The organism is Rhodococcus sp. OK302, from assembly GCF_002245895.1.
Taxonomy (GTDB): Bacteria; Actinomycetota; Actinomycetes; order Mycobacteriales; family Mycobacteriaceae; genus Rhodococcus_F.
The window spans coordinates 1018502-1044363 of sequence record NZ_NPJZ01000001.1 but is presented as its reverse complement, the minus strand read 5'-3'; the positions used below and the strand labels follow the sequence as shown (position 1 = coordinate 1044363).

Sequence of the window (25862 nt, the reverse complement as noted above, 5' to 3'; positions counted from 1 at the left end):
CCCGGTAAGTGAAATCTCTACACCACGAATGATGCTTCGAGCAGCATACTGGTTCAGAGCCTGTTTTTCGCGACCTCCACGAGTACCTTCATACGGCGACCGGCGGATGCCGCCTCCACTCCTTCGACCACGATGTCGGCGAGTGGGACGCACTCCACCCAGTGGTCGAGAGGATAGGCACCGGCCGCCATTCGTTCGATGACGATCTCGAATTCCTTACGCGAGCACGACAAGGACGACATCACGCGAGCCTCGGTCAACATCAGCGCGTACGGATTGAGCTGCAGCCCTTCCTTGTACGTCGCGACCAGAACCACTGCGCCGCGCGCTCGCACCGATGCAAGCGCAGTCTCGACCAGTGCCGCGACACCGGAGCATTCGAATACCGCGTCGGCGCCGTTCCCATCCGTTCGCTCGGTGACGGCGGCCGCAAGATCATCCGCTCCGGGATCGATCACGTCGAACCCCATCTTCGTGGCCACGGCTCGGCGTACCGGCGACGGCTCGCTCAGCAGAATCCGGTCCACTCCGCCGGCCCGAAGGTTGAGGGCAGTCGCGATTCCGATGGGCCCCGCCCCCAGGACGAGTGCGAACTGACCCGACGCCACGCCGGAGAGTTCGACTGCGTGCAGTGCAACGGACAACGGCTCGATCACTGCGCCCTGCTCGAGAGTCACCGAGTCCGGGAGGATGTGCACGGCACTCGCCGGGACTGCAGTGCGCTCGGACAATCCGCCGCCGTGTGCGTTGATCCCGTGGAAGGCCATCATCGCGCACAGGTGCTGGAGACCGCTTCGGCATCGCGCGCATTCGCCACAGCAGTAGTTGGGCTGCACCACTACCCGATCCCCGACGGCCACGCCCTGGGCGCCGGCACCGACCTCCCGCACGACTCCGGAGAACTCGTGCCCGAGGATCTGCGGTCCACACGCACCGGTCAAGGGATGCGGCTGATCAGAAATGCCATAGGCGTGGATCAAGCCGAGGTCGCTGCCGCAGATACCGTTGAACGCCACCTCGACCACGACGTAGCCGTCGCGTAGTTCCGGTTCGGGAACATCCTCGACGCGGAGATCGTCGACGCCGTGCAGAACAGCCGCCCTCATGCCTTTGCCGCCAATTCGTCTTCGTACTTCTTGGTCATGTGCGCGATTGCCGCGTGCTGTGCCTCGTTGTGACTTTCACGGACATTGCCGGCTCGGGTTGCCGCGTCGAAGGTGGGTTGAGACTGCCCCTGGAAGTGCGGTGCCACCTGCTGCGCGATCAGCTCGAACGAACGTCGAGTAGCCGCCGGGTTCGCCCAATCGGTTCCCATGATCAGCATCGAGCCGAATCCGCCGGACTGGTCGACAAGCTTGCCGATCAATTCCCTTGCCTGAGCGGGGGTTCCGATGACGCCCATGCCGGAGTGGTTCATGTGCGCGATCATCTGTTCCATGCCGGCACCGCCGGAGCCGAAGTGCGGGAACGCGGCGACTTTGCCGAAGTAGTCGATCCATTCCCCGAGCCCGAACCGCACGTCTTCCTGTGCCTGCTCTTCCGTCTCCGCAATATGCATGGGGCACACCAGGCGCCACTGATCACGGTCGACGGCGGTACCGAACTCGGTGGCCCGCTCCTCCATGATTCCGAAGTGATGTCCCAGTGCATCGAAGCCTTCGGGGGTGAGAGTCGCGCCGATCGAGAGCAACCCCAGACCGTGCTTACCGGCCAATCGCGGGCCGGTCGGCGAAGACACACCGGCGACGACGATGTCGAACATCGGGTGCGAGTACGGACGAAGCTGCAGTTGTGCGTCAACCAGGTTGTGCGTCTTGGTCTTTGCGGTTACGCGCTCACCGTTCAACAATCGTACGACGATATCGAGGTTGTCCTCGAGCAGTTCGCGGCACTCGGTGGGATTGAGTCCGATCATCGCAGAGTCGGTCGGCAGTGATCCGGGACCGACACCGAGCATGACGCGTCCGCGAGTGAGGTGATCGAGAAGCACAAGACGGTCCGCGACCCAGAGCGGGTTGTGGTAGCTCAGCGACGTCACACCGGTGCCGAGCTTGATCCGCTTGGTGCGTTCGGCTGCCGCGGCGATGAAGATCTCGGGGCTGCCGATGATCTCACTGCCCGCGCTGTGGTGCTCGCCGATCCACACCTCGTCGAAATCGAGACGATCGAGGTGCTCCACCAACTCCAGGTCACGTTGCAATGCGACGGTCGGGTTCTGCCCGACTGCATGATGCGGTGCAACAAAAGCACCGAAACGTAGCCTGCCCATGGAATACTCCTCGAAATCGTTCGAACCAGTCCACTCGACGATAGAATTAGTTCTATTCCAGAAACAGTGCACTTTGGGGGACATCAGTGAGTGACATCGCGTTGACCACCGCGGAATACGAGCGAGTCTTCGCGGTCCTCGAGAGCTGCAACTCGGTGCGAACGGTGACGGAATTTCGGAACGTCATTGTCGAGGCGATACCCGCGGTCTTTCCGGTCCGGTATGCGTCCTGCTTCGTGGGCGACACCTTCGAGAGCCAGTTCACCGACAAGAACGCCACGGCCACCAACGCCGCCGATCACCGCTGGGAGTCCATCCGCGAGAACTACCAGGAACATTGGGCTCGATACGACGTATTCGGCCTCCCCCAGGCGCGGCGCCAACTCCAAACGACAAGGGTCGCATCCCTTTCCGAATTGGGCCGGTTACCCAGGCCGGCGGCGGTCTACGTGCACGAATATCTGCACCCGCATCACATGCACTCGGTCAACGCGATGCACCTCGATCTCGCCGAGGGCGGGCACGCATTGATCGGGCTGTTCGATCCCGACGCGGATGCCCTGGGTCCGAAAGATATTCTGGCTCTTCGCCTGTTGGCCAAACAGCTCGCCATCTTGACCCGCAGCCTCGAAGTCCTCCCCGGATACGACCTGTTCGCGACGCTTACGACGCGTCAGCGAGAAGTCGCCACATTGGTCTCGGACGGCCTGAGCAACGCCGCGATCGCCCGGCAGTTGATGCTCACCCCGGACACTGTCAAGAAGTACGTCAGTCGGATCCTGGCCGCAACGGGATGTAGCTCCCGCACCCAACTCGCGATCGACGCACGACGCCAGACTTTCCAGCCCATCTCGGCCTAGACAACAAACCGCACCCCACCGTTCGTGGTGGGGTGCGGTTTAGTCTGAAGACCTTTTAGCGCTGCATTTTCGCCTCTAGCGCTGCGGAGCCGCCGTCGGGTGGATCGGTGACGGCAGGGCGGTAGCGCCCTCGAGGTAGGCGTCCACAGCTGCTGCTGCGGAACGTCCCTCGGCGATAGCCCAGACGATCAGTGACTGACCGCGACCCATATCGCCGGCCACGAAAACGCCGTCGATGTTGGTGTTCCACTTGGACGTGCGGGCGACGTTGCCGCGCTCGTTCAGGTCGACACCGAGATCGGTGAGCAGGCCCGGCTTTTCAGGTCCGACAAAGCCCATGGACAGGAAGACGAGGTCGGCCTCGAGCTCGAAGTCCGAGCCCTCGACCTTCTCGAAGCGACCCGACTTCATCTCGACCTCGTGAGCCTTGAGGCCGGTGACCTTGCCGTCGGTGCCGACAAACTTCTCGGTGTTGACGGAGAACACGCGCTCGCCGCCCTCCTCGTGAGCCGAAGCCACTCGGTACATCAACGGGTATGTCGGCCACGGAGTCTGCTCGGCGCGAGTCTCCGGCGGACGCGGCATGATCTCGAACTGGTGGACGCTGGCTGCGCCCTGACGGTGCGAGGTGCCGAGGCAGTCTGCGCCGGTGTCGCCGCCGCCGATGATGACAACCTTCTTGCCCTTGGCATCGATGGTCGGAGCATCAAGATCACCGAGCTGAACGCGGTTGGCGATCGGCAGGAACTCCATCGCCTGATGAATGCCGTCGAGTTCGCGGCCCGGGATCGGCAGGTCGCGAGCTTCGGTTGCGCCGCCGGCGAGAACCACGGCGTCGAACTGCTCGCGCAGCTCGTCAGCCGTGATGTCTACGCCCACATTGACGTTGGTCTTGAAGACGGTGCCTTCGGCTTCCATCTGCTCGAGACGGCGGTCGATGTGGCGCTTCTCCATCTTGAACTCGGGGATGCCGTAGCGAAGCAGGCCGCCGATGCGGTCTGCTCGCTCGAAGACCGTCACCGAGTGACCGGCGCGGGTCAGCTGCTGCGCTGCAGCCAGACCAGCGGGACCACTACCGACAACTGCAATGCGCTTGTTGGTGGAACGTGCAGCGCGAACCGGCTTGACCCAGCCCTCGTCGAAGGCCTTGTCGATGATTTCGACCTCGACCTGCTTGATGGTGACCGGATCCTGGTTGATACCCAGGACGCAGGACGCCTCACACGGTGCGGGGCACAGGCGACCGGTGAACTCCGGGAAGTTGTTGGTCGCGTGCAGGCGCTCGATCGCGTCCTGCCAATTATCCTTGTACACCAGGTCGTTCCACTCGGGAATCAGATTCCCGAGGGGGCAACCGTTGTGGCAGAAAGGAATTCCGCAGTCCATGCAACGACTGGCTTGGTTCTTGAGGGATTCCTTCGGGAACTCCTCGTACACCTCTTTCCAGTCGAGCAGGCGCAGTGGAACGGGACGACGGACCGGCAATTCGCGCGAACCGTGCTTCAGGAAACCGCTTGGATCACCCACGAGCTGCCTCCATGATTGCCTCGTCGACGTTTGCGCCGCGAATTTCGGCGTCCTTGATTGCCATCAATACCTTCTTGTAGTCACGCGGCATCACCTTGGCGAAGTGGGTCACCTGCTGAGACCAGTCCGCGAGGATGCGTGCAGCAACCTCGGAACCTGTTTCGTCGCGGTGCCTTTCGATGGCGCTCTTGAGCCAGACATACTCGTCGCCTTCGAGATCCTCGAGGTCCACCAGTTCGGTGTTGAGGTTGGCTTCGAAATCGCGGTCGGGGTTGTAGACGAATGCAACGCCACCGGACATGCCGGCGCCGAAGTTACGTCCGGTCTTTCCGAGAATGACCACCTTGCCGCCGGTCATGTACTCGCAACCGTGATCGCCCACACCCTCGACGACAGCAGTGGCGCCGGAGTTACGGACTGCGAAACGTTCGCCGACGATGCCACGCAGTAGAGCCTCACCGCTGGTGGCGCCGAACAGGATCACGTTGCCGCCGATGATGTTGTCTTCGGCGACAAAGCCTTTCGCTGCATTAAGCGGCGGGCGTACGACGATGCGTCCACCCGAGAGACCCTTGCCGACGAAGTCGTTGGCATCGCCGTTGAGGCGAAGGGTCATACCGCGGGGCACGAAGGCGCCGAAGCTGTTACCGGCGCTGCCGGTGAACGTGATGTCGATGGTGTTGTCGGGCAAGCCCTCTCCACCGAACGCCTTGGTGACCTCGTGGCCGAGCATGGTGCCGACGGTGCGGTTCACGTTGGTGATCGCGGACTCGAATGCGACCGGCTCACCCTTGTCGAGTGCGTTGCGTGCCGAGACGATCAACTGCTGATCGAGTGCCTTGTCGAGACCGTGATCCTGCGTACCGGTGCAGTGGACGTCCTGGTCCATGAACGCGGACTCGACCTGGGTGAGAATCGGCGACAGATCGAGATTCCCTGCCTTGCTTCCCTTCCAGTGCTCGAGAGCGCGCGTGGTGTCCAGCATGTCAACCTGGCCGACTGCTTCGAGCAGCGTGCGGAAACCGAGTTCCGCGAGAATCTCGCGAACCTCTTCGGCGATGAACATGAAGAAGTTCTCGACAAATTCCGGCTTGCCGCTGAAACGCTGTCGCAGCACGGGGTTCTGCGTCGCAACACCCACGGGGCAGGTGTCGAGGTGGCAGACACGCATCATGATGCAACCCGAGACCACCAGGGGTGCGGTGGCGAAACCGAACTCCTCGCCGCCGAGCAGAGCAGCGACAACAACGTCGCGACCCGTCTTGAGCTGACCGTCGACCTGCACGACGATGCGGTCACGAAGACCGTTGAGCAGCAACGTCTGCTGGGTCTCGGCAAGGCCGAGCTCCCACGGTGCGCCGGCATGCTTGACGGAGGTCAGCGGAGTAGCACCGGTGCCACCGTCGTGACCGGAGATCAGAACGACGTCGGCATGTGCCTTGGAGACACCGGCCGCGACGGTTCCGACGCCGACCTCGGAGACCAGCTTCACGTGAACGCGAGCCTGCGGGTTGGCATTCTTCAGGTCGTGGATCAGCTGAGCGAGATCCTCGATCGAGTAGATGTCGTGGTGCGGCGGCGGCGAGATCAGTCCGACGCCCGGCGTGGAGTGCCGAACCTCAGCCACCCACGGGTACACCTTGTGAGCCGGAAGCTGGCCGCCCTCACCGGGCTTGGCTCCCTGCGCCATCTTGATCTGGATATCGGTGCAGTTGGTCAAGTAGTGCGACGTGACGCCGAAGCGTCCCGATGCGACCTGCTTGATGGCACTACGACGCGAGTCGCCGTTTGCATCCGGGATGAAACGTGACGGATGTTCGCCACCCTCACCGGAATTGGAGCGGGCGCCCAGACGGTTCATCGCGATAGCGAGGGTCTCGTGAGCCTCGGCGGAGATGGAGCCGTAGCTCATCGCACCCGTCGAGAAACGCTTGACGATCTCGCTGGCCGGCTCGACCTCGTCGATGGAAATCGACGGCCGCTTGCCGATGTTGAACTCGAAGAGTCCACGCAGTGCTGCAAGGCGCTCCGACTGGTCGTTGACCAGAGTCGTGTATTCCTTGAACACCTCGTATTGCCCTGTGCGCGTGGCGTGCTGGAGCTTGAATACCGTGTCCGGGTTGAACAGGTGGTACTCGCCTTCACGGCGCCACTGGTACTCGCCGCCTACCTCGAGCTCGCGGTGAGCGCGCTCTTCGGGACGATCGAGGTACGCAATCCGGTGACGCGCTGCGACGTCGTCGGCAATCTGATCGAGGCCGATACCACCGAGCTGCGACTGCAGTCCGGTGAAGTACTCGTCCGTCAGTTCCTGCGAGAGGCCGATGACCTGGAACAGCTGAGCACCGGTGTACGACGCGAGCGTCGAGATGCCCATCTTGGACATCACCTTGAGGACGCCCTTGCCGGCGGCCTTGATGTAGTTCGCGATGCCCTTCTCGAGGGTCAGACCCTCGAGATCGCCGTTCTGCAGCAACTCGTCGACGGTTTCGAAAGCCATGTACGGGTTGACCGCTGCGGCACCGAAGCCGATGAGGAGCGCCATGTGGTGCACCTCGCGGGCGTCGCCGGCCTCGACGATGAGACCGACCTTGGTGCGCGACTTCTCGAGAACCAGGTGGTGATGCACGGCGGAGGTGAGGAGCAGCGACGGGATCGGCGCGTAATCCTCGGTGGACTCACGGTCCGAGAGCACGATGATGCGTGCGCCACCCTCGATTGCCTGCGAGACCTGGTACTTGATGCCCTCGAGCGCACGACGGATACCGTCGCCGCCTTCCTTGGCGGGGTACAGGCCACGGACCACGACACTGCGGAATCCCGGGAATAGTCCGTTGTCGTTGACGTGAACGAGCTTCGACAGATCGTCGTTGTGCAGGATCGGCTGCGGGAGCGCAATCTGCTTGCAGGAGTCCGCATTCGGATGCAGCAGGTCGCCTTCGGGGCCGATCGTGGCGCCGAGGCTGGTGACAACCTCTTCACGAATAGCGTCGAGCGGCGGGTTGGTGACCTGAGCGAACAGCTGCGAGAAGTAGTCGAACAGCATCCGGGGGCGCGCGGAAAGCACGGCAATCGGAGTGTCGGTACCCATCGAACCCAAAGCCTCGGCGCCCGAGAGAGCCATCGGCTTGACGAGGAGGTTGACCTCTTCGTTGGTGAAACCGAACAGCTGCTGACGCAGAACCGCACGCTCGTGCGACATGTACGTGTACGGGTGATCGGGCAGGTCGTCCATGTGGATCAGACCTTCGTCGATCCACTGCTGGTACGGCTGCTCGGCTGCGAGTTCGGACTTCAGTTCGTCGTCGCTGATGATCCGGCCCTGAGCGGTGTCCACGAGGAACATACGGCCGGGCTGGAGGCGGATCTTCTGGACCACGGTGGACGGGTCGATCGGCAGAACGCCGACCTCCGACGCCATGACAACGAGCCCGTCTTCGGTGATCCACAGACGCGACGGACGCAGACCGTTGCGGTCCAGCACAGCGCCGATGACGGTGCCGTCGGTGAAGCACACCGACGCCGGTCCGTCCCAAGGCTCCATGAGCGCGGAGTGGTATTCGTAGAACGCCCGACGAGCGGGGTCCATGCTCTCGTGCTTCTCCCAGGCTTCCGGGATCATCATCAAGATTGCGTGCGGCAAGCTTCGACCCGCGAGGTGCAGCATCTCGAGCACCTCGTCGAAACGAGCGGTGTCGCTGGCGCCCTCGGTGCAGATCGGGAAGATCTTGTCCAGGTTCTCGCGGCCACCGAAGACATCGCTGTCGATGAGGGACTCGCGAGCGCGCATCCAGTTCTCGTTGCCCGTAACGGTGTTGATCTCACCGTTGTGCGCGACGCGGCGGAACGGGTGCGCCAGCGGCCACGACGGGAACGTGTTGGTGGAGAAGCGCGAGTGGACCAAGCCCAAGGCGCTCTCGACACGGTCGTCCTGCAGATCCAGGTAGAAACCCTTGAGCTGCGGGGTCGTCAGCATGCCCTTGTAGACAAACGTCTGGCCGGAGAGGCTGGGGAAGTACACAGTCTCGCTACCCGGGCCACCCTTGCCGGCGCCGGCCGAGCCGAGTTCGTGCTCGGTGCGCTTACGCACGACGTAAGCACGACGCTCGAGGTCCATGCCCGTGAACTTGTCGCCCTCGGAGCCGATGAAGATCTGACGGAACGTCGGCATCGCGTCGCGCGCCAATGCGCCAAGCGATGAATCGTCGGTTCCGACGTCACGCCAGCCGAGAACCGTCAGGCCCTCTTCGACGACGATCTTCTCGACCGCAGCAGCGGCCTCGTGAGCATCCGTGTCGGCCTGCGGCAGGAATGCCATACCCGTTGCGTACGCGCCTTCGGCGGGCAGCGGGAAGTCCACGACAGCTCGGAAGAACTTGTCGGGAACCTGCAGCAGGATGCCCGCGCCGTCACCCGTGTTGGGTTCGGAGCCGGCAGCGCCGCGGTGCTCGAGGTTCACCAGAGCCGTAATCGCCTTTTCGACGATGTCTCGACTGCGGCGACCATGCATGTCGACAACAAACGCGACACCACAGGAGTCGTGCTCGTTGGACGGGTGATAGAGGCCCTGGGGGCCTGGAAGTTGCTTCATACCTAGCCTTCGTATGCCATAAAGATGCACCGACGACCAGCAACGCTGATGGTCATCAACTTGCAATGCAAGTCAGTAGAGAGCACTGACACGACGATGTGTCAGTACCGGGTTGAAACGTCTGAGAGACAACCGTGTAACAAAAACGATAATTCAGAACCCCGGCATGTGCGCAACTAAGGTAGCACTATGTTTGCTCTGAGCTGCGACGATGCTGACGCCCGAGAGCGCCTCGAAGAGATTCAGGGCTGCGTTTCGTGCAGAAAGTTCCGCTTCACAGGATACCGAATCCCCAGGCAAGCAGGCTATGCGGGAGACAAAAGGGCGATAAATGCAACAACTGGCCGCAGCGATAAAGATCAGCTGCGGCCAGTGTGCTTGGAACTCTAACAAAAGTTGAGCGATCAACCAAGGGGTTGTCCTCACTTTTCTGTGCAACTAATGCCATTGATGTGATTTGCGTACGCTCACGGCAAGGGAACGAGGTGCAATGACAACTGCAGTCGTGGTGGGTAGCGGCCCCAACGGTCTGGCCGCAGCGATCCAACTCGCACGCGCCGGCGTCGAGGTCCATGTCATCGAAGGCGCCGACAAGATCGGCGGCGGCACCCGCAGCAGTGAGTACATCGTCGACAGACTCATCCACGACGACTGCTCCGCTTTTCATCCCACCGCTCTGGCCTCCCCGTTTTTCAGGGAACTCGACCGGGACTTCAGTCTCGCCGATCACGGACTGACCTGGCTGTGGCCCGAAATCGACCTCGTTCACCCGCTTGACGACGGCACCGCCGGGGTTCTGTGGCGCGATATCAATCGAACCGCAGAAGGACTGGGTGTCGACGGCAAGAAGTGGCTCAGCGTCTTCGGATATCTCTCCGAGAACTTCGACGAATTGGTGCAGGACGTCTTCCAGCCGATCGTGCACCTTCCGAAGCACCCGCTGATGCTCGCGCGTTTCGGGTCGGGTGCCCTGCTTCCCGCGACGGGTTTCGCTCGGCTGTTCAAGACCCCACAAGCTCGGGCTCTATTCGGCGGCGTCGCGGCGCATATGTTCGGGTCATTAAATGCACCGCTGTCCAGCGCGGTCGGATTGATGCTCGGCGCCGGCGCTCACGCACACGGTTGGCCTGTCGCACAAGGTGGTTCAGGATCTATCGCAACTGCTTTGGCCTCCATCCTGCGCAGCCTCGGCGGCACGATCGAAACCGGAAACTGGGTCACCAACTACTCCCAACTCGCCGGCTACGACATCGTGATGCTCGACCTCGCCCCCGACGCCGCAGCGCGACTCCTCGACGGTCGGCAGCCTGATCGCATTGCACGGGCCTACCGCAAATACCGCTACGGTCCCGCGGCCTACAAGGTTGACTACGCCGTGCGCGGTGACTCCGATGGAAGCGTCGTACCGTGGACCAATCCCCACGCCCGGAAAGCCGGAACCTTGCATCTGGCCGGAACGATGCCGGAAATCGCTGCCATCGAACGTCGATCCGTCCGGGGTCAGATGCCCGGGAAGCCTTTCATCCTGTTGGGTCAGCAATTCCTGGCCGATCCATCACGATCCGTCGGCGATATTCATCCCGTCTGGTCGTATGCACATGTCCCACATGGTTATTCGGGCGATGTTACCGAGTCGATCACTCGGCAGATCGAACGCTTCGCTCCGGGATTTCGGGACCGGATCGTCGGCACCCACGTTCGCAGCGTTCCCCAGATGGAGGCCTACAACCCCAACTACGTCGGCGGCGACATCTCGGCGGGGGCGAACACTGCGCGGCAGATCATCGCCCGCCCCAGATTCGGGCTCAATCCCTATGCGACCGGAGTTCCGGGCGTCTTCCTCTGCTCGTCGGCAACTCCCCCGGGCGGCGGCGTCCACGGGATGGGTGGCTACAACGCAGCGCGTGCAGCCCTGAAGTCGCGGAACTGAAACGTCCCCACGGGGACGACATAGCGCGTAAATCAGGCACCTCGGCCGATAGTCGGCGACCATGGACGCAGTGTGCCCACCTGCCGACAATCGGACTCACCCACCAACATAAACTCAGGATGATAGCCGATATCTTTCTTCCCTAACGAACTATTATTCCAGTCAATAATGTCCAGATTAATGCGGGATCCATAATGACACAACCTTCAGGTTGTCTTCGCAACCCCACAACCTTTTCCACTTAGTGCACGCTTAGGGACCTTAGCTTGGGATAGCCTAAATGATATTGAAAATACATGAAAGTTCCGCTATGCAACCCTTCGTTTCAATGTCGTCAATCAACCCCATACTGACACATCAGAAACGATCTGAACATCACGCACAACCAAGAAAATTATCACTGCCACTGCATAATCACCAGACAGAACTGTCTATTTTGACCATAACGATGAAATTATCTAATCTAGAGACTATGGTACAGAGAGTACATTCACCTAGGTAGGGACTTGCATGGACACAGCCGTTGATCGCCTCCGAGTAGCACTGACCGAAGGTCGCACTGTCGTAATAGTTGGAGCGGGCGTCTCAGCCTCAGCGTCAAACCGAGATCCAAACGCTACATGGATTGGACTACTGCGATCGGGAATGAGATATGTTGTAGAAAATTCCGAAAAAGACATGACAAAATGGGAAGCGGCAACACAGAATGTATTAGAATCTGGAATTCAGGACGACGACATATCCCTGCTTATGAGCGCCGCGACGCTGGTTGCACAGAAGATTGATGCATTAGGCGAACAAGCTGCCGCGAACTGGCTTAGATCGACTGTAGGTTCGCTAAAAGTCGAAAGCGGAGAATGGATTGATGCCATTGGGGCACTAGCCTGCGTGGTATTGACAACAAATTATGACACTCTGCTGGAGCAGAGATTGAATCGCGCAACCGTTGATCGCACTAATATTGCCGGATTTCAAGCAGCGATTAGTGCAAAAACGAACGACATAGTGCATCTTCATGGGGTTTGGACAAACAGGGACTCGGTTGTACTGTCGTCCACTGACTATCACGATGTACTAGCCGATTCTGCACATCAAGTCCTTCAGCAGGCGCTATCCGCCACCAAATCCATTATATATATCGGGTTCGGGTCGGGACTGGATGATCCAAACTTCTCGAAGCTTCTTGAATGGCATTTGAAGACCTTTCCAGCATCGGAGATCGAGCACTACCGACTGTGCCGTCAAAATGAAGTATCCGAGCTCAGGAAAGTACATGTAAACTCCAACATAGAAACCATTTCATATGGAGAGCAGTACGATGATTTTCCCAATTTTATAGCCGGACTTCAGATTGAATCCGAGCAATCGAAAAAGAACTCGGCAGGTATAGTTCGGGACATCCCACTTGAGGCTCGAGTTGATATGATCGGCTGCCTCCAGAATATTACTCGACTTACCGAGGAAACGGATTTTTCGGACGGGATTAGCTTAAATTCAATAGCCCTTCCCCCAATCCTTCTCCCTGTGCCTCACGCTGAGTACATCAACCAAAACGGTGAACATGAGGATGCCCGCGTAAAACGCCTTGACCCAGACACCGAATGCACACAAAAAGGAGTTACTATAGTTGTTGGTGACGAACATTCCGGACTAACAACCACCCTAAAATGGCTGGCCATTCGCGCCTCGGAGCTTTCTTCCACTAAAATTCCAATCTATATATCTTTTGACGAAAGACAACCCGGCGCTAAACCGCTCAACAGACTCTTACGCCGCGAAGCTCTTGATAAAGGCATCATAGAGGGTCGATTGGACGATCTTCCCGAATTGGCAGTTGCAATTGACGATTTTTCGCCGTACGTTTCTAAAATTTCCAATAACACGCTCATTGAGATATCGAATACCGCTACTGCCGACTTTTTCATTGGATGCAGGACGGGGGATGAAGCAGAGATTGCAGACAGGCTAAAGAACCTAGGAATTGAATGCAAAGTCAGGTACGTAGGCAAGTTAAATTTCTCAGATGTAACTGCGCTAGCAAAAATCGCAGCTCCATTATCGCACCATTCCGTAACCCAAAAAATTGTGTCTGTATTACGGGCTGAACGGCTCCCGCGAAATCCATTTACCATCACTTTGCTAATATCTATACTCCTCAAAGGTGAGGTAATTAATTCAGAAGCGTCTCCAACTGGAATTTTGGATCAATACATAAACCTTCTAGTTGGACGAGGAGACCCTACCGTAGACACTCGGCACTCCGTCGGAGCTGAGCAAAGTATCACCGCCCTCTCGGCGCTTTCCGAGAGTTTTTTCCGTCGCGAATGCAGTATCCTCCCGGAAAGTGAAGCAATAGAGAAAATAAGTGAACTCATAAATGCATATGCGTGGCCAGAGACGGCCACAGATATGCTTCGCGAGTTCGCGGAAAAGAGGTTGATATCAATTCGATCCGGAGGTGTTTCCTTTGCCCGAAGTAGCTACTTACATCTATTCGCAGCAAAATGGGCGCAACGCGAACCGGATTTTTTGGATTTCATTCTATTAAATCCGCTGCGGTTCGCTCCGGTGGTACGGCACTATGCTGCACTGATGCGGCGCGATGAGCGCGTAATTCAAGTGATGACCGATCTGATATCAGACTTTAAGGATGGTACTAATTCTCCTCCGGTCTATGAGGATCTGAGCAAAATGGATGCGCCGGTTTCCTTGGTGAAATATATCAACGATGATACCGAAGGAGGATTTGACTCAAAAACAGAAGAAGCAAATCTTCACGAAACATCCATGGATCCGTTGGATTCACTTTCAGACAGCGATCCGAGTCCCTTTCCTGAGCTAGATGAATCAGAAATATCCTACCTTTCCAGGTTTCGGTCAGCTCTCGACACTGCATCCGCCGTGGTACGCGACTCGGATGAAGTTCGCGACTTGAAGAAGAAACAGGATCTTCTTGAGCGAGTGGTGCACGGATGGGGATCTCTACTTGGACTCTTAAGCGAAGATCAACTATTCATTGATCTACAGAAGAGTATTATAGATGAACTCAAAGAGACTGATACGGAATTCTTCGAAGAACACGCCGAACTTCTTACCGAGCTGTTACAGATCATTCCTTGCGCAATCGTAGCGGGAGGTATCGAAAATTCACTCTCTTCGCGAAAACTATTAGTCACATTGGATAAGATATCAAACAATACGGAATTCTTCGAAGATAGAATGAATGCAGTTAGCACATCCATGCTTCTCTACTCAATTAAGGAACCTGGCTGGCTTGAGAAAACCGAAAAGGCGATAAGTGGACACGAAAGCGCGTGGGCATTAAATAGTTTTATGCTTGCTTTATACATTGACGATTACGTTAACGGAAATTCATCAGCAATCGAGAGCTCAAGGTTGCTGGATTTCTCAGCCACCATGTTGGCGGATCGGTGGAACTACCCAAGTGGTCGGGAGAGGACCGCTGCCGTCGACGCGTTTCGGAATCGACTACGCAACGACAAACTGTCAGCGGCGAGACGTGCGAAATCCATCTCTGCCGCCTCGACAGCGATCCGTTCCTCCCTCGGCACAGAAAGTAGGTAGCAGCTCTGAGCAGCTGGCGCGTACCAACCAAACGACCCGTTGGCGACGCACCCTCGGTGTGATCAGAATTGTTTCCCTCGACGCCCGCGCGACCCCCGCTGCATGCCAGCGCATGTTGACACTCAGGGACTAGCCTCGCGGCATCACAGCAGTTGGAGACCGAGTCACGATCTGGCACGACGGCGGCCCCCCCCAGACAAACACAAAGGCCGCGAATCCTGTGAGGATTCGCGGCCTTTGTTTTGTGGGCGGAGGGGGACTTGAACCCCCACGTCCCGAAGGACACTGGCACCTGAAGCCAGCGCGTCTGCCATTCCGCCACCCGCCCGGGCAACGTCGAAACATTATCACGATGAGATTTGAAACCACTATTCGTGCAGGTCAGTACCTGAAACGAAGAACACAGCGCATTGCAAAGGGTGGAACCGATATCATGCAGGAACCACAACCAGGTACTGCTGAGCCGACGTTTGACAGTACCGTGGAACCTGAACAGCAGTTTGGACGACACGCGATTCGGCGGTGCCGGTGCTAGTTGCCGAGCATTTCCGCACCCGTTTGATGCGAAGCGAGAGGAGAGCCCAATGGGCATCGTTCAGCGATTTGAACGAAAGCTACAAGGTGCTGTCGGTGACGCATTCGCACGTGTCTTCGGCGGCGGCGTCGTGCCGCAAGAAGTAGAGGCCGCGCTTCAACAGGAAGCACGGGACCGCGTCGAACACCTCGGCGGTGGCATCCTTCTTGCTCCCAACCACTACGTCATCACCATCAACAATTCGGATCACGAAGAGTTGGCGGCCGACCGCGACCTCACCATCAAGGCTTTCAGCCGGCATTTGCAGGATTTCATCCGCGATCAGGGCTGGCAGACATACGGCGATATTTCTGTAACTTTCGAGCCTTCGCCTACGCTCCACACCGGCCAGTTCCGTACCCGCGGCACTGTCGACCCGGACGATGATGCCGAGCCGGCATCCCCTCGGTCCAACGTTCCGCAGGTGTCGTCGCGGCCACCGCAAGCCCCACCGCAAGCGCCGCAACAGCGACCTGCCCCTATCGTTCCCCCTGTTTCGAATCCAGTCCCGTCACAACCAGGAGCCGGCACCATGACGCAGAACTCAGGCTACGAATCCAGCCGCGAACCGGCTGGTCGCCAGCCCGATCAGCAGCCGGCTCGTAACGGATACTCACATGACGACAGCGGATCTGCCGCTGCGCAAGGCGGCGGCTACCCCGCGCCGCAGGGTCAGGGCGCTCCGCCGCAGAACGGCTACGACCGAGGCGACGGTTACCGCACGGGCGACGATCAGCAGGCGTACCCCAACCAGAACCTGAACCAGGCGCCCAACCAGCAGGGCTACGAGCAGCAGGGTTACCAGCAGCCGTACAACGATCAGCAGGCGTACCAGGGCAGCTACGACCAGCAGGGCTACACCCAGCAGCCGTACAACGATCAGCAGGCGTACCAGCAGCCCTACAACGATCAGGCCTACCAGCAGCAGGCGTACCAGGGCGGCTACGAGCAGCAGGGTTACGACCAGCAGGGTTACGACCAGCAGGGTTACGACCAGAACGCCAACCCGCAGCAGCCGTACAACGAACAGCAGGCGTACCAGCAGCCCTACAACGATCAGGCCTACAACCAGCAGCCGTACGACGCCCAGTCCTACGACCAGGGCAGCTACGACCAGGGCGCCAACTACGACCAGACTCAGTCGTACGCGCAGCAGAGCTACAACCAGGGCGGATACGCGCCCGCAGCACAGCAGGCTTTGACGGCAACGCTGCAACTCGAAGACGGCAGCGGACGCCACTTCCAGCTTCGCGACGGCAGCAACATCATCGGCCGTGGGCAGGAAGCTCAGTTCCGCCTTCCCGACACCGGTGTTTCACGTCGCCACATCGACATCCGCTGGGACGGCCGGACGGCGATGCTGTCCGATCTCGGTTCCACCAACGGCACCACGGTTAACGGCGCGCCGGTTCAGGACTGGCAGCTCGCGGACGGCGACATCGTCCGCGCTGGTCACTCCGAGATCTTGGTGCGCATCCTCTGAGCGCCACTCCCGGGCCGAAAAAGGTTTGCTCGGAATTTTCTACATAACAATCGAACATAGGGCGGTCCGTCGGCGCGGCGCCGCCACACCCGTGTCAGTATCGTGCTCTTTCGGGGCTCCGTGCCCCCTATGATGCTGCCAGTCGACAATGCTTGAACCCCGCTGCTGGGGATCAAGCCATAGAAGGAGGTGGACAGCCGTGCAGGGCCTGATTCTGCAACTCACACGGGCAGGCTTCCTGCTCCTCTTGTGGCTGTTCGTCTGGGCGGTGTTGCGCACCCTGCGGTCGGATATCTATGCCGGCTCCGGAGTTCGGGTTCCCGCGCGGTACGCCCGCGCCGGAAAAGTCCTTCCGTCACTCGGCAAAACGAAGGTTCCTCGATATCTGGTGGTCACACAGGGCGCCCTTGCCGGCACTCGCATCACGTTGGGTGCACAACCCGTCATGATCGGGCGCGCCGACGATTCAACTCTTGTCCTGACCGATGACTACGCGTCGACGCGTCATGCGCGGCTCTCGCAGCGCGGTGCCGACTGGTACGTCGAAGATCTCGGTTCCACCAACGGCACATATCTGGACCGGGCAAAGGTCACCACGGCTGTACGAGTTCCCTTGGGAACACCGGTTCGTGTCGGAAAGACCGTAATCGAGTTACGCCCGTGACCCTTGTTCTCCGCTACGCGGCGCGCAGCGACCGCGGTCTCGTGCGCTCGAACAACGAAGATTCCGTGTACGCGGGCGCTCGTCTATTGGCTTTGGCCGACGGTATGGGTGGCCACGCGGCCGGCGAAGTCGCGTCCCAGTTGATGATTGCCGCATTGGCGCATCTCGACGACGACGAACCGGGCGAGGACCTCCTGGGCAAGCTCGAGGCAGCGACTCGTGAGGGCAACGATTCCATCGCCGATCACGTCGAGGAAGAGCCTGAACTCGACGGCATGGGGACCACACTCACCGCGATTCTCTTTTCCGGCAGCAAACTCGGACTCGTCCATATCGGTGACTCGCGCGCGTATCTGCTGCGCGACGGTCATCTGACGCAGATCACCCGCGACGACACGTTTGTTCAGTCGCTGGTCGACGAGGGTCGGATCACGGCCGAACAGGCGCACACGCATCCGCAGCGATCCCTGATCATGCGGGCATTGACCGGCAACGAGATCGAGCCGACTCTCACCATGCGCGAAGCCCGCGCCGGTGACCGTTACCTGCTCTGCTCCGACGGCCTGTCCGACGTGGTCAGCGACGAAACCATCGAGAACACGATGAGCGAAGGCTCGCAGGAGCAGTGCGCTGATCGCCTCATCGAATTGGCGCTCCGCAGTGGCGGTCCCGACAATGTCACTGTTGTGGTGGCCGACGTCATCGACCTCGACTACGGGCAATCACGCCCCATCGTCGCCGGTGCTGCGTCCACGGAGGAAGAAGAGTTCACTCCTCCCCCCAACACTGCCGCGGGCCGAGCAGCAGCCATGCGACCGCCGCGTGCAACACCCAAGCGTGTTGTTTCTGTGCCCGAACCCGAGCCCAAGAAAAAGCGCAACCGGTTGTGGTGGGTAGTTCTCGCCGTGGTGCTGCTTGCTGTGATTGCTGTTGGTGCCGTCATCGGCCGCACGGTCATCCGCAACAACTACTACGTCGGGGCCGAAGAGGGCCGTGTCACGGTGCTGCGCGGAATCCCCGGTTCCGTCCTCGGCTACTCACTGCAGGAATCCGATCTGATCGGGTGTGTCGGTGACGACGACGTCCTGACGCTCGTCTCGCCCAGCACCATCCCGAGTGACTGCAACGTCCTCGAGGTGACCGATCTGGCACCGTCGGCGCAGGAACAGGTCCGAGCCGGACTCCCTTCGGGCAATCGTCAGGACGCCCAGAGTCAGATGATCCGACTCATCGGCGGCGATCTCCTGCCTCGTTGCGAACCGGTTCCGGCAACCACGACCCCGCAACCGACACCGCTTCCGACACCGGCTCCGACTGCAGCACCGCCGGCTCCCAATGAACCTGTACCTCCGGTAACAGCGACGCCCACTCCTGCGCCGACTCCGACCGGGATACCCGGTCAGACTTGCAGGACGGTCAACTGATGTCGTCCAACGCCGCCGCCGGGATGGCTTTTCCGAGCCCGCCCGGAGGTTTTGCCCCGGCGCCGGTCCAGTCGACTCGGCGCAACACGGAACTGTTGCTGCTCGGATTTGCCGTCGTCATCACAACGGTGTCGTTGCTGTTGGTCGAAGCTAGCCAGGAACAGAAGATCACCCTCGATCTGGCCAAGTACGCCTTGACGTACACGGCTCTGTTTCTGATCGCGCACTTGGCAATCCGACGGTATGCACCGTACGCAGACCCGTTGTTGCTCCCGATCGTGGCGCTGCTCAACGGCCTCGGTTTGGTGCTGATTCACCGCCTGGACTTGGCTGACGAGCAGACAGCTCTGTACAACGGCGTCGAAGCACCTTCCCCGGATGCGAACCAGCAGGTGATGTGGACAGCACTCGCAATCGCAGGTTTTGTTCTGCTGCTCGTGTTCTTGAAGGACTACCGCCTGATGGCGCGGTTCAGCTACACGCTGGGCCTCGCCGGCCTGGTGTTCTTGGCGATCCCCGCGATTCTGCCGGCCCGGTTCTCGAGCGTGAACGGTGCAAAGATCTGGATTCGTTTGCCTGGATTCAGCATTCAGCCCGGTGAGTTCGCCAAGATCTTGCTGATCATCTTCTTCGCGTCGGTCCTGGTGGCCAAACGTGATCTGTTCACCAGCGCCGGCAAGCACTTCCTGGGCATGGATTTTCCGCGTGCCCGCGACCTCGGACCAATCCTGCTTGCGTGGATCGTGTCCGTCGGCGTGCTCGTGTTCGAAACCGACCTCGGTACGTCGCTGCTGCTCTTCAGCACGGTGCTGGTGATGCTGTACATCGCCACCGAGCGTGTGGGCTGGCTCGTGATCGGTGGCGGCCTACTGGCCATCGGATTCTTCTTCGCCTACAAGATGTTTGCGCACGTCCGCGTTCGCGTCGACACCTGGCTCGATCCGCTCGGCGACTATGCCAACACCGGTTATCAGATTTCTCAGTCACTGTTCGGCCTGGCCACGGGCGGAATCGCCGGCACCGGCCTGGGCAGTGGACGCCCCAATCAGGTGCCGTTCGCCAAAACCGACTTCATCATCGCGACCATCGGCGAAGAACTGGGACTCGTCGGTCTCGCTGCGGTTCTGATGCTGTTCCTGCTTCTCATCGTTCGTGGCCTCCGTACCGCGCTGGCCGTGCGTGACAGCTTCGGCAAACTGCTCGCCGCCGGCTTGTCGTTCACCATTGCGATCCAGATTTTTGTCGTGGTCGGGGGCGTCACCAAGCTGATTCCGTTGACCGGTTTGACCACACCGTTCATGTCGTACGGCGGTTCTTCGCTTCTCGCGAACTACCTCCTACTGGGAATTCTCATTCGAATCTCCGATGCCGCCCGCGCACCGGTAGTTGCCAAGAAGAAGGGTCCACCCCCGATCGCCGACGCCCATACCGAGATGATGCCGCGCGTATGAACACTCCCCTGCGCCGCGTCGCGATGGCCGTCATGTTGATGGTTGTCGCGCTCCTCGCCAACGCCACGTACGTCCAGGTCATCAAAGCCGATGACCTACGAGCCGACCCGCGCAACTCACGGGTGCTGCTCGACGAGTACTCACGCCAACGAGGTCAGATCTCGGCTGCCGGACAGGTGCTGGCGGCTTCCCAGGCCACCGACGATCGGTACAAGTACCTACGCCAGTACCCCAATCCGTACCCGTACGCCCCGGTCACCGGCTTCTACTCGATGCAGTACGGCAGCGCCGGCCTCGAACGTACCGAGGATCCCATCCTCAACGGCTCCGACAACCGGTTGTTCAGTCAGCGTTTCTTCGACATAGTCTCCGGACGCGATCCGCGTGGCGGCAACGTCGTGACGACGCTCAATCCGGCAATGCAGCAGGTCGCCTACGACCAGTTGACCAGCAAGGGCTACACCGGTTCCGTCGTCGCAATCGAACCGAGCACCGGCCGAATCCTGACCATGGTGAGCACGCCGAGTTACGACCCCAACAAGCTCGCGAGCCACGACGGCGCCGAAACCACGCAGGCCTGGGAGGCACTCAACGCCGACCCGGCCGACCCCCTGGTGAACCGTGCCATCTCGCAGACCTACCCGCCCGGTTCCACGTTCAAGGTGATCACCACGGCGGCCGCTCTGACGGGCGGCGCAACCCCGGACGATCAGCTGACCGCGGCGCCGCAGATCACGCTGCCCGGAACCAACACCACCCTCGAGAACTACAACGGAAGCACCTGCGGACCCAATCCGACAGCGTCGCTCCGTGATGCGTTCGCGCGTTCCTGCAACACCGCGTTTGTCGAATTGGGCATCAAGGACGGTGCAGGAGCCATCAAGGACGAAGCCAAGGCTTTCGGTATCGGCCCCAACACTCCGGCCATCCCGTTGCCCGTTGCCGACAGCACTGTGGGCGACATTCCCGACGACGCGGCACTCGGCCAGACCAGCATCGGTCAGCGCGACGTCGCCGTGACGCCCCTGGAGAATGCAGTGATCGCCGCAACCGTCGCCAACGGCGGTGTACGGATGCAACCGAATCTGATTTCCCAACTACAGGCACCGGACCTGACCGATCTCAGCTCTCCGGCTCCGGTGTCGATGGGCCAGGCAGTCTCACCGGCCGTGGCCGCAACGTTGACTGAACTGATGATCGGTTCGGAAAACTTCACCGGCGGCGTCGGCAAGATCCCGGGCGTCCAGATTGCATCCAAGACCGGCACGGCCGAACATGGCGTGAATCCGCGGGAAACACCGCCTCACGCCTGGTACATCGCTTTTGCACCAGCTCAGAATCCGACGGTCGCAGTCGCCGTCATCGTCGAGAACGGTGGCGACCGCGGACTTGCCGCTACCGGTGGCTCTGTGGCTGCACCGATCGGTCGCGCAGTAATCGCAGCCGGAATACAAGGGGGCTGAACCGTGGCGTTGAACAATGGCGCTTTGATCGCCGATCGTTACCGACTGAACCGGCTCATCGCTACCGGCGGAATGGGCCAGGTCTGGGAAGCAACAGACTCACGTCTCAATCGACGCGTCGCCGTCAAGGTACTCAAGTCGGAGTTCTCCTCGGACCCGGAGTTCCTGGAGCGCTTCCGGTTCGAAGCTCGGACGACAGCTCAGCTCAATCACCCCGGCATCGCGGGAATCTATGATTACGGCGAGACTCGGGACAGCTCAGGTGAATCCACTGCCTACCTGGTGATGGAACTGGTCAACGGTGAACCCCTCAACGCCGTTCTCTCACGCGTCGGCCGCCTTGCAGTTCCGCATGCCCTCGACATGCTCGAGCAGACCGGACGCGCACTGCAGATCGCCCACGACGCCGGTGTCGTGCACCGTGACGTGAAGCCCGGCAACATCCTCATCACCCCCACCGGCCAGGTCAAGATCACCGACTTCGGTATCGCGAAGGCCGTCGAGAACTCTCCCGTCACGCGTACGGGAATGGTGATGGGCACCGCCCAGTACATCGCTCCCGAACAGGCTCTGGGCCAGGACGCCACCGCTGCCAGTGACGTGTATTCGCTGGGAATCGTTGGTTACGAAGCACTTTCGGGTCGACGGCCTTTCACCGGCGACGGTGCATTGACCGTCGCGATGAAGCACGTGCAGGAAATTCCGGCTCCGATGCCGGCCGACCTGCCCCCGAATATTCGCGAACTCATCGACATCACCCTGACCAAGGATCCCACCGGCCGCTACGCCAACGGCGGCGAGTTCGCCGACGCCGTTGCCGCGGTACGGGCCGGAAGGCGTCCGCCGCCACCAGGTTTGGCACACGGCGGATCCGCGACCCCGACCGGCGCAACACAGATATTGGCGCCCACCGCGGGGTATGCGGCGACGGGGTACACCGCTGCGGCGGATGCCGCCGCTACCGGCGGACTGACGAGTGGCCAGAAGGCGATGGCCTGGGCCGGCGGCGGATTGATCGCCCTGGCACTGATCATCGGCGGCGTCTGGATTGCCACGGACAGCCCGGACAACTCCACCCCTGCTGTGGTGTCGACGACGACGACTCCAAAGCCGACCACCACGACGACCAAACCCACCACGACAACGACTCGGCCCACGACTACGACAACCGAGCCGACCACCACCACGACGGTTCCGACGACGACCACCACCACGACAGTTCCGACGACGACCACCACAACAACGGTTCCGACCACCACCACCACGGTTCCGACAACGACCACGACAACCATGACGACCACCACGACGACCGAGTCGAACGCTGCAGAAGAACCGCTAGGAAATGAAGAATGACGACACCCCGTAATCTCTCCTCCCGATACGAACTGGGGGAGATTCTCGGCTTCGGTGGAATGTCCGAAGTTCATCTGGCGCGCGACCTGAGACTCAGCCGCGACGTGGCTATCAAGGTTCTGCGAGCCGACCTCGCGCGTGACCCAACGTTCTATTTGCGGTTCCGTCGTGAAGCGCACAATGCCGCCGCGCTGAACCATCCCGCGATCGTTGCTGTCTACGACACGGGTGAAGCAGAGACCGAAGCCGGACCCCTGCCGTACATCGTGATGGAGTACGTCGACGGCGATACTTTGCGTGACATCGTGCGCAGCAACGGACCGATGGCGCCGCGGCATGCCATGGAAGTAATCGCGGACGTGTGTGCCGCCCTCGACTTCAGCCATCGCAACGGCATCGTCCACCGCGACGTCAAGCCTGCCAACATCATGATCAACCGTGCCGGCGCTGTGAAGGTGATGGATTTCGGTATCGCCCGCGCCATCTCCGACGCGTCCAGCCCTATGACGCAGACGGCGGCCGTGATCGGCACCGCCCAGTACCTCTCACCCGAGCAGGCCCGCGGTGAGCAAGTCGACGCACGTTCGGACGTCTACTCGCTCGGTTGTGTGCTGTTCGAAGTCCTCACCGGTGAGCCGCCCTTCTCGGGAGACTCTCCCGTTGCTGTGGCGTATCAGCATGTCCGTGAAGACCCTCCGACGCCGTCAGAGGTCAACCGCGACATTCCGCGTGAGCTGGATTCGATCATCCTCAAAGCGATGAGCAAGAACCCGGCCAACCGGTACCAGAGCGCCGGCGACATGCGCAGTGATCTGGTTCGGGTGCTGGGTGGCCAGCGCCCGAGTGCGCCGATGGTGATGAACGACGAGGACCGCACCACCATCCTCGGTGCCGTCGGCAGTGACACCGGCAACCTCCGCACCGCCCCCGATCCTGTGGATCCCGTCTCTCCCGCCGCGAAACGGAGGGCACCGGAACCGCCGGCCAAGAAGAAGGGCCTGCGATACGCCCTGATGGGATTCGCGGCTGTTGTGGTCATCGGCTTGATCACAGTGTTCCTGCTGAACGTGAACACCTCCAAGATCGAGATGGTGACCGTTCCCTCAGACCTGACCAACCAACCGGCCGACTCCGCCGAAGCGACACTGCTGAACGCCGGATTCAAGGTGGAACGTCAGCAGAAAACCGACAAGGTAGTCGCGGCGGGCAACGTCATCACTACTCGTCCGGTGGCCGGAGTTCGGATCGAGAAGGGCAGCACCGTCACCCTCGATGTGTCCACCGGACCCGAGCAGGTCGCCATCCCACGCCTTACCGCGCTGAGCCTGGACGACGCCGAAAGAAAGCTCAACGCCGTCGGTCTACGACTTGATCCGACGATCGGGCAGGCCGCGTCGACGGTCGCCGAAATGGACAAGGTTGTCACTCAAGATCCGGCAGCTGGTGTTTCCGTCACGCTCGATTCGGCAGTCTCGATCACCGTCGGCACCGGTCCCGAACAGGTCCGCGTCCCCGACGTCACGGGTCAGCGTCAGGAAGTTGCGAAGCCCAACATCGAAGGTGCCGGCTTTGTCGTCCAGATAACCGAAATTGATTCCGGGCTACCCAAGGGCCAGGTTGTCTCGACCGATCCCGCCGGTGGAACGTCGGCAACCAAGGGCACGACCGTGACGCTTCGAGTGTCCAACGGCAACAAGATCGCGATGCCAGACCTCACCAACAAGACCGTGTCCGAGGCGTTGGCAACACTGCGGACTGCAGGGTGGGCCGGAACGGGATCCCAACTGGTGCAGACCCAGACCACCACACTCGTTCCCGAGATGGTGGGCAAGATCGTCTCGCAGACTCAGCCCGCGGGGTCCGAAATTTCCAAGGACGCCGTCATCACGGTCAGCGTCGGCGCGTTGGGGATCCCCGGCCGATAGTGCATCGGATGTGAAAGAGGTCCTCCCGAAAAGTTCGGGAGGACCTCTTTTTTGTGATCAGCGTTTTCAGGATCAGCGCAGAGCGGGAACTATGCCACCGAGCGCCGACGCGACCTCTGCCTCGAGGGCTTTCACGAGAGCTTCCGGCGGAGCCTCGCCGCACACCGTCAACCAGTTCGCGAGCATCCGATGCCCACCCTGAGTAAGAACGGATTCGGGGTGGAACTGGACACCGTGGATCGGTAGTTCGCGGTGACGCATCGCCATGACGACACCGCTTTCGGTGTGCGCGGTGACCTCGAGTTCGTCCGGAATGGTGTCCTCGAGGACCGTCAGCGAGTGGTAGCGCGTCGCGGTGAACGGATCCGACAGACCAGCCAGAACTCCGACGCCCGTGTGATTGACCCGGCTCGTCTTACCGTGGAGAAGTTCCGGCGCCCGGTCGACCGTTGCGCCGAAAGCCGCGCCGATCGCCTGATGTCCGAGGCAGACGCCGAGCAGTGGAGTCTTGGATTCGGCACACACTTTCACCAGGTCCATCGTCACGCCGGCGCGCTGCGGGGTACCTGGACCGGGGCTCAGGAGAATGCCGTCGAACTGGGCCGCGGCCGCCTCGAGGGCGCCGGGTCCGGTCAGTTGCGGATCGTCGTTACGCCAAACCACCGCTTCGGTTCCGAGCTGACCCAGGTACTGAACCAGATTGAACACAAAGCTGTCGTAGTTGTCGACGACAAGAATCCTCATAAGAGCAGGGTAAACGTCC

The 25862-nt window shown here is 60.5% G+C and carries 15 protein-coding genes and 1 tRNA gene; 10 read left to right on the top strand and 6 right to left on the bottom strand.

All coding sequences use genetic code 11. From position 1 onward, the window contains the following. Window positions 1-53: 53 nt before the first annotated feature. On the bottom strand, window positions 54-1106 hold the full coding sequence (locus tag BDB13_RS04690; RefSeq protein WP_094270615.1) for a 2,3-butanediol dehydrogenase: 1053 nt from the start codon (window positions 1104-1106) through the stop codon (window positions 54-56). Beyond that, window positions 1103-2269 carry an LLM class flavin-dependent oxidoreductase gene (locus BDB13_RS04685; RefSeq protein ID WP_094270614.1) on the bottom strand — a complete coding sequence of 389 codons (1167 nt, stop codon included), beginning with the start codon at window positions 2267-2269 and terminating at the stop codon, window positions 1103-1105. Before BDB13_RS04685 ends, BDB13_RS04690 begins: the two co-directional genes overlap by 4 nt. Before the next feature lie 86 nt (window positions 2270-2355). Here BDB13_RS04685 and BDB13_RS04680 point away from each other — a divergent pair, with 86 nt between their 5' ends. Further along, window positions 2356-3129 (top strand): helix-turn-helix transcriptional regulator, encoded by a 774-nt coding sequence (locus tag BDB13_RS04680; protein ID WP_094270613.1) that lies wholly within the window; start codon window positions 2356-2358, stop codon window positions 3127-3129. 75 nt (window positions 3130-3204) lie between these two features. Here the strand turns inward: BDB13_RS04680 and BDB13_RS04675 are convergent, their stop codons facing one another. Beyond that, window positions 3205-4656, bottom strand: coding sequence for a glutamate synthase subunit beta (locus tag BDB13_RS04675; protein ID WP_094270612.1), 1452 nt, complete (start codon window positions 4654-4656; stop codon window positions 3205-3207). Further along, window positions 4649-9247, bottom strand: a complete 4599-nt coding sequence (gene gltB / locus BDB13_RS04670; protein ID WP_094270611.1) for a glutamate synthase large subunit — start codon at window positions 9245-9247, stop codon at window positions 4649-4651. The genes BDB13_RS04675 and gltB overlap by 8 nt, the downstream gene beginning before the upstream one ends. A gap of 490 nt (window positions 9248-9737) precedes the next feature. On the opposite strand from gltB, the gene BDB13_RS04665 reads away from it, so the two are divergent. Together BDB13_RS04665 and BDB13_RS04660 are read left to right on the top strand one after the other, a co-directional pair. Further along, window positions 9738-11177: a phytoene desaturase family protein gene (locus BDB13_RS04665; RefSeq protein ID WP_094270610.1), complete on the top strand. Its 1440-nt coding sequence runs from the start codon at window positions 9738-9740 to the stop codon at window positions 11175-11177. Window positions 11178-11822: 645 nt separating this feature from the next. Beyond that, on the top strand, window positions 11823-14762 hold the full coding sequence (locus tag BDB13_RS04660; protein ID WP_176459527.1) for an SIR2 family NAD-dependent protein deacylase: 2940 nt from the start codon (window positions 11823-11825) through the stop codon (window positions 14760-14762). 245 nt (window positions 14763-15007) lie between these two features. Here BDB13_RS04660 and BDB13_RS04655 read toward each other — a convergent pair. Then, a tRNA-Leu gene (locus tag BDB13_RS04655) sits at window positions 15008-15090 on the bottom strand. Window positions 15091-15346: 256 nt separating this feature from the next. Here BDB13_RS04655 and BDB13_RS04650 point away from each other — a divergent pair. From BDB13_RS04650 to pknB, 7 genes are all read left to right on the top strand, one after another. Then, window positions 15347-16819 carry a DUF3662 and FHA domain-containing protein gene (locus BDB13_RS04650; protein WP_094270608.1) on the top strand — a complete coding sequence of 491 codons (1473 nt, stop codon included), beginning with the start codon at window positions 15347-15349 and terminating at the stop codon, window positions 16817-16819. A gap of 199 nt (window positions 16820-17018) precedes the next feature. Further along, complete coding sequence (locus BDB13_RS04645; protein WP_094270607.1) at window positions 17019-17483, top strand: FHA domain-containing protein FhaB/FipA; 465 nt, start codon at window positions 17019-17021, stop codon at window positions 17481-17483. After that, on the top strand, window positions 17480-18907 hold the full coding sequence (locus BDB13_RS04640; protein ID WP_094270606.1) for a PP2C family protein-serine/threonine phosphatase: 1428 nt from the start codon (window positions 17480-17482) through the stop codon (window positions 18905-18907). Before BDB13_RS04645 ends, BDB13_RS04640 begins: the two co-directional genes overlap by 4 nt. Beyond that, window positions 18907-20358, top strand: a complete 1452-nt coding sequence (locus BDB13_RS04635; protein ID WP_094270605.1) for an FtsW/RodA/SpoVE family cell cycle protein — start codon at window positions 18907-18909, stop codon at window positions 20356-20358. Before BDB13_RS04640 ends, BDB13_RS04635 begins: the two co-directional genes overlap by 1 nt. After that, window positions 20355-21821 (top strand): peptidoglycan D,D-transpeptidase FtsI family protein, encoded by a 1467-nt coding sequence (locus tag BDB13_RS04630; RefSeq protein ID WP_094270604.1) that lies wholly within the window; start codon window positions 20355-20357, stop codon window positions 21819-21821. The genes BDB13_RS04635 and BDB13_RS04630 overlap by 4 nt, the downstream gene beginning before the upstream one ends. A 3-nt stretch (window positions 21822-21824) precedes the next feature. Then, window positions 21825-23174, top strand: a complete 1350-nt coding sequence (locus BDB13_RS04625) for a protein kinase domain-containing protein (protein ID WP_094270603.1) — start codon at window positions 21825-21827, stop codon at window positions 23172-23174. After that, window positions 23171-25099, top strand: coding sequence for a Stk1 family PASTA domain-containing Ser/Thr kinase (gene pknB / locus BDB13_RS04620; protein WP_094270602.1), 1929 nt, complete (start codon window positions 23171-23173; stop codon window positions 25097-25099). The genes BDB13_RS04625 and pknB overlap by 4 nt, the downstream gene beginning before the upstream one ends. Window positions 25100-25171: 72 nt before the next feature. Here the strand turns inward: pknB and BDB13_RS04615 are convergent, their stop codons facing one another. Next, window positions 25172-25843, bottom strand: a complete 672-nt coding sequence (locus BDB13_RS04615) for an aminodeoxychorismate/anthranilate synthase component II (RefSeq protein WP_094270601.1) — start codon at window positions 25841-25843, stop codon at window positions 25172-25174. Between the last annotated feature and the right edge of the window lie 19 nt (window positions 25844-25862).

Excerpts from the sequence above, each read along its gene's own strand:
- BDB13_RS04685 (WP_094270614.1), bottom strand. The coding sequence starts at position 2,269 with ATGGGCAGGCTACGTTTCGGTGCTTTTGTTGCACCGCATCATGCAGTC.
- BDB13_RS04630 (WP_094270604.1), top strand. The coding sequence starts at position 20,355 with ATGAACACTCCCCTGCGCCGCGTCGCGATGGCCGTCATGTTGATGGTT.
- BDB13_RS04615 (WP_094270601.1), bottom strand. The coding sequence starts at position 25,843 with ATGAGGATTCTTGTCGTCGACAACTACGACAGCTTTGTGTTCAATCTG.
- BDB13_RS04665 (WP_094270610.1), top strand. The coding sequence starts at position 9,738 with ATGACAACTGCAGTCGTGGTGGGTAGCGGCCCCAACGGTCTGGCCGCA.
- BDB13_RS04650 (WP_094270608.1), top strand. The coding sequence starts at position 15,347 with ATGGGCATCGTTCAGCGATTTGAACGAAAGCTACAAGGTGCTGTCGGT.
- BDB13_RS04660 (WP_176459527.1), top strand. The coding sequence starts at position 11,823 with ATGAGATATGTTGTAGAAAATTCCGAAAAAGACATGACAAAATGGGAA.
- BDB13_RS04635 (WP_094270605.1), top strand. The coding sequence starts at position 18,907 with ATGTCGTCCAACGCCGCCGCCGGGATGGCTTTTCCGAGCCCGCCCGGA.
- BDB13_RS04690 (WP_094270615.1), bottom strand. The coding sequence starts at position 1,106 with ATGAGGGCGGCTGTTCTGCACGGCGTCGACGATCTCCGCGTCGAGGAT.
- pknB (WP_094270602.1), top strand. The coding sequence starts at position 23,171 with ATGACGACACCCCGTAATCTCTCCTCCCGATACGAACTGGGGGAGATT.
- gltB (WP_094270611.1), bottom strand. The coding sequence starts at position 9,247 with ATGAAGCAACTTCCAGGCCCCCAGGGCCTCTATCACCCGTCCAACGAG.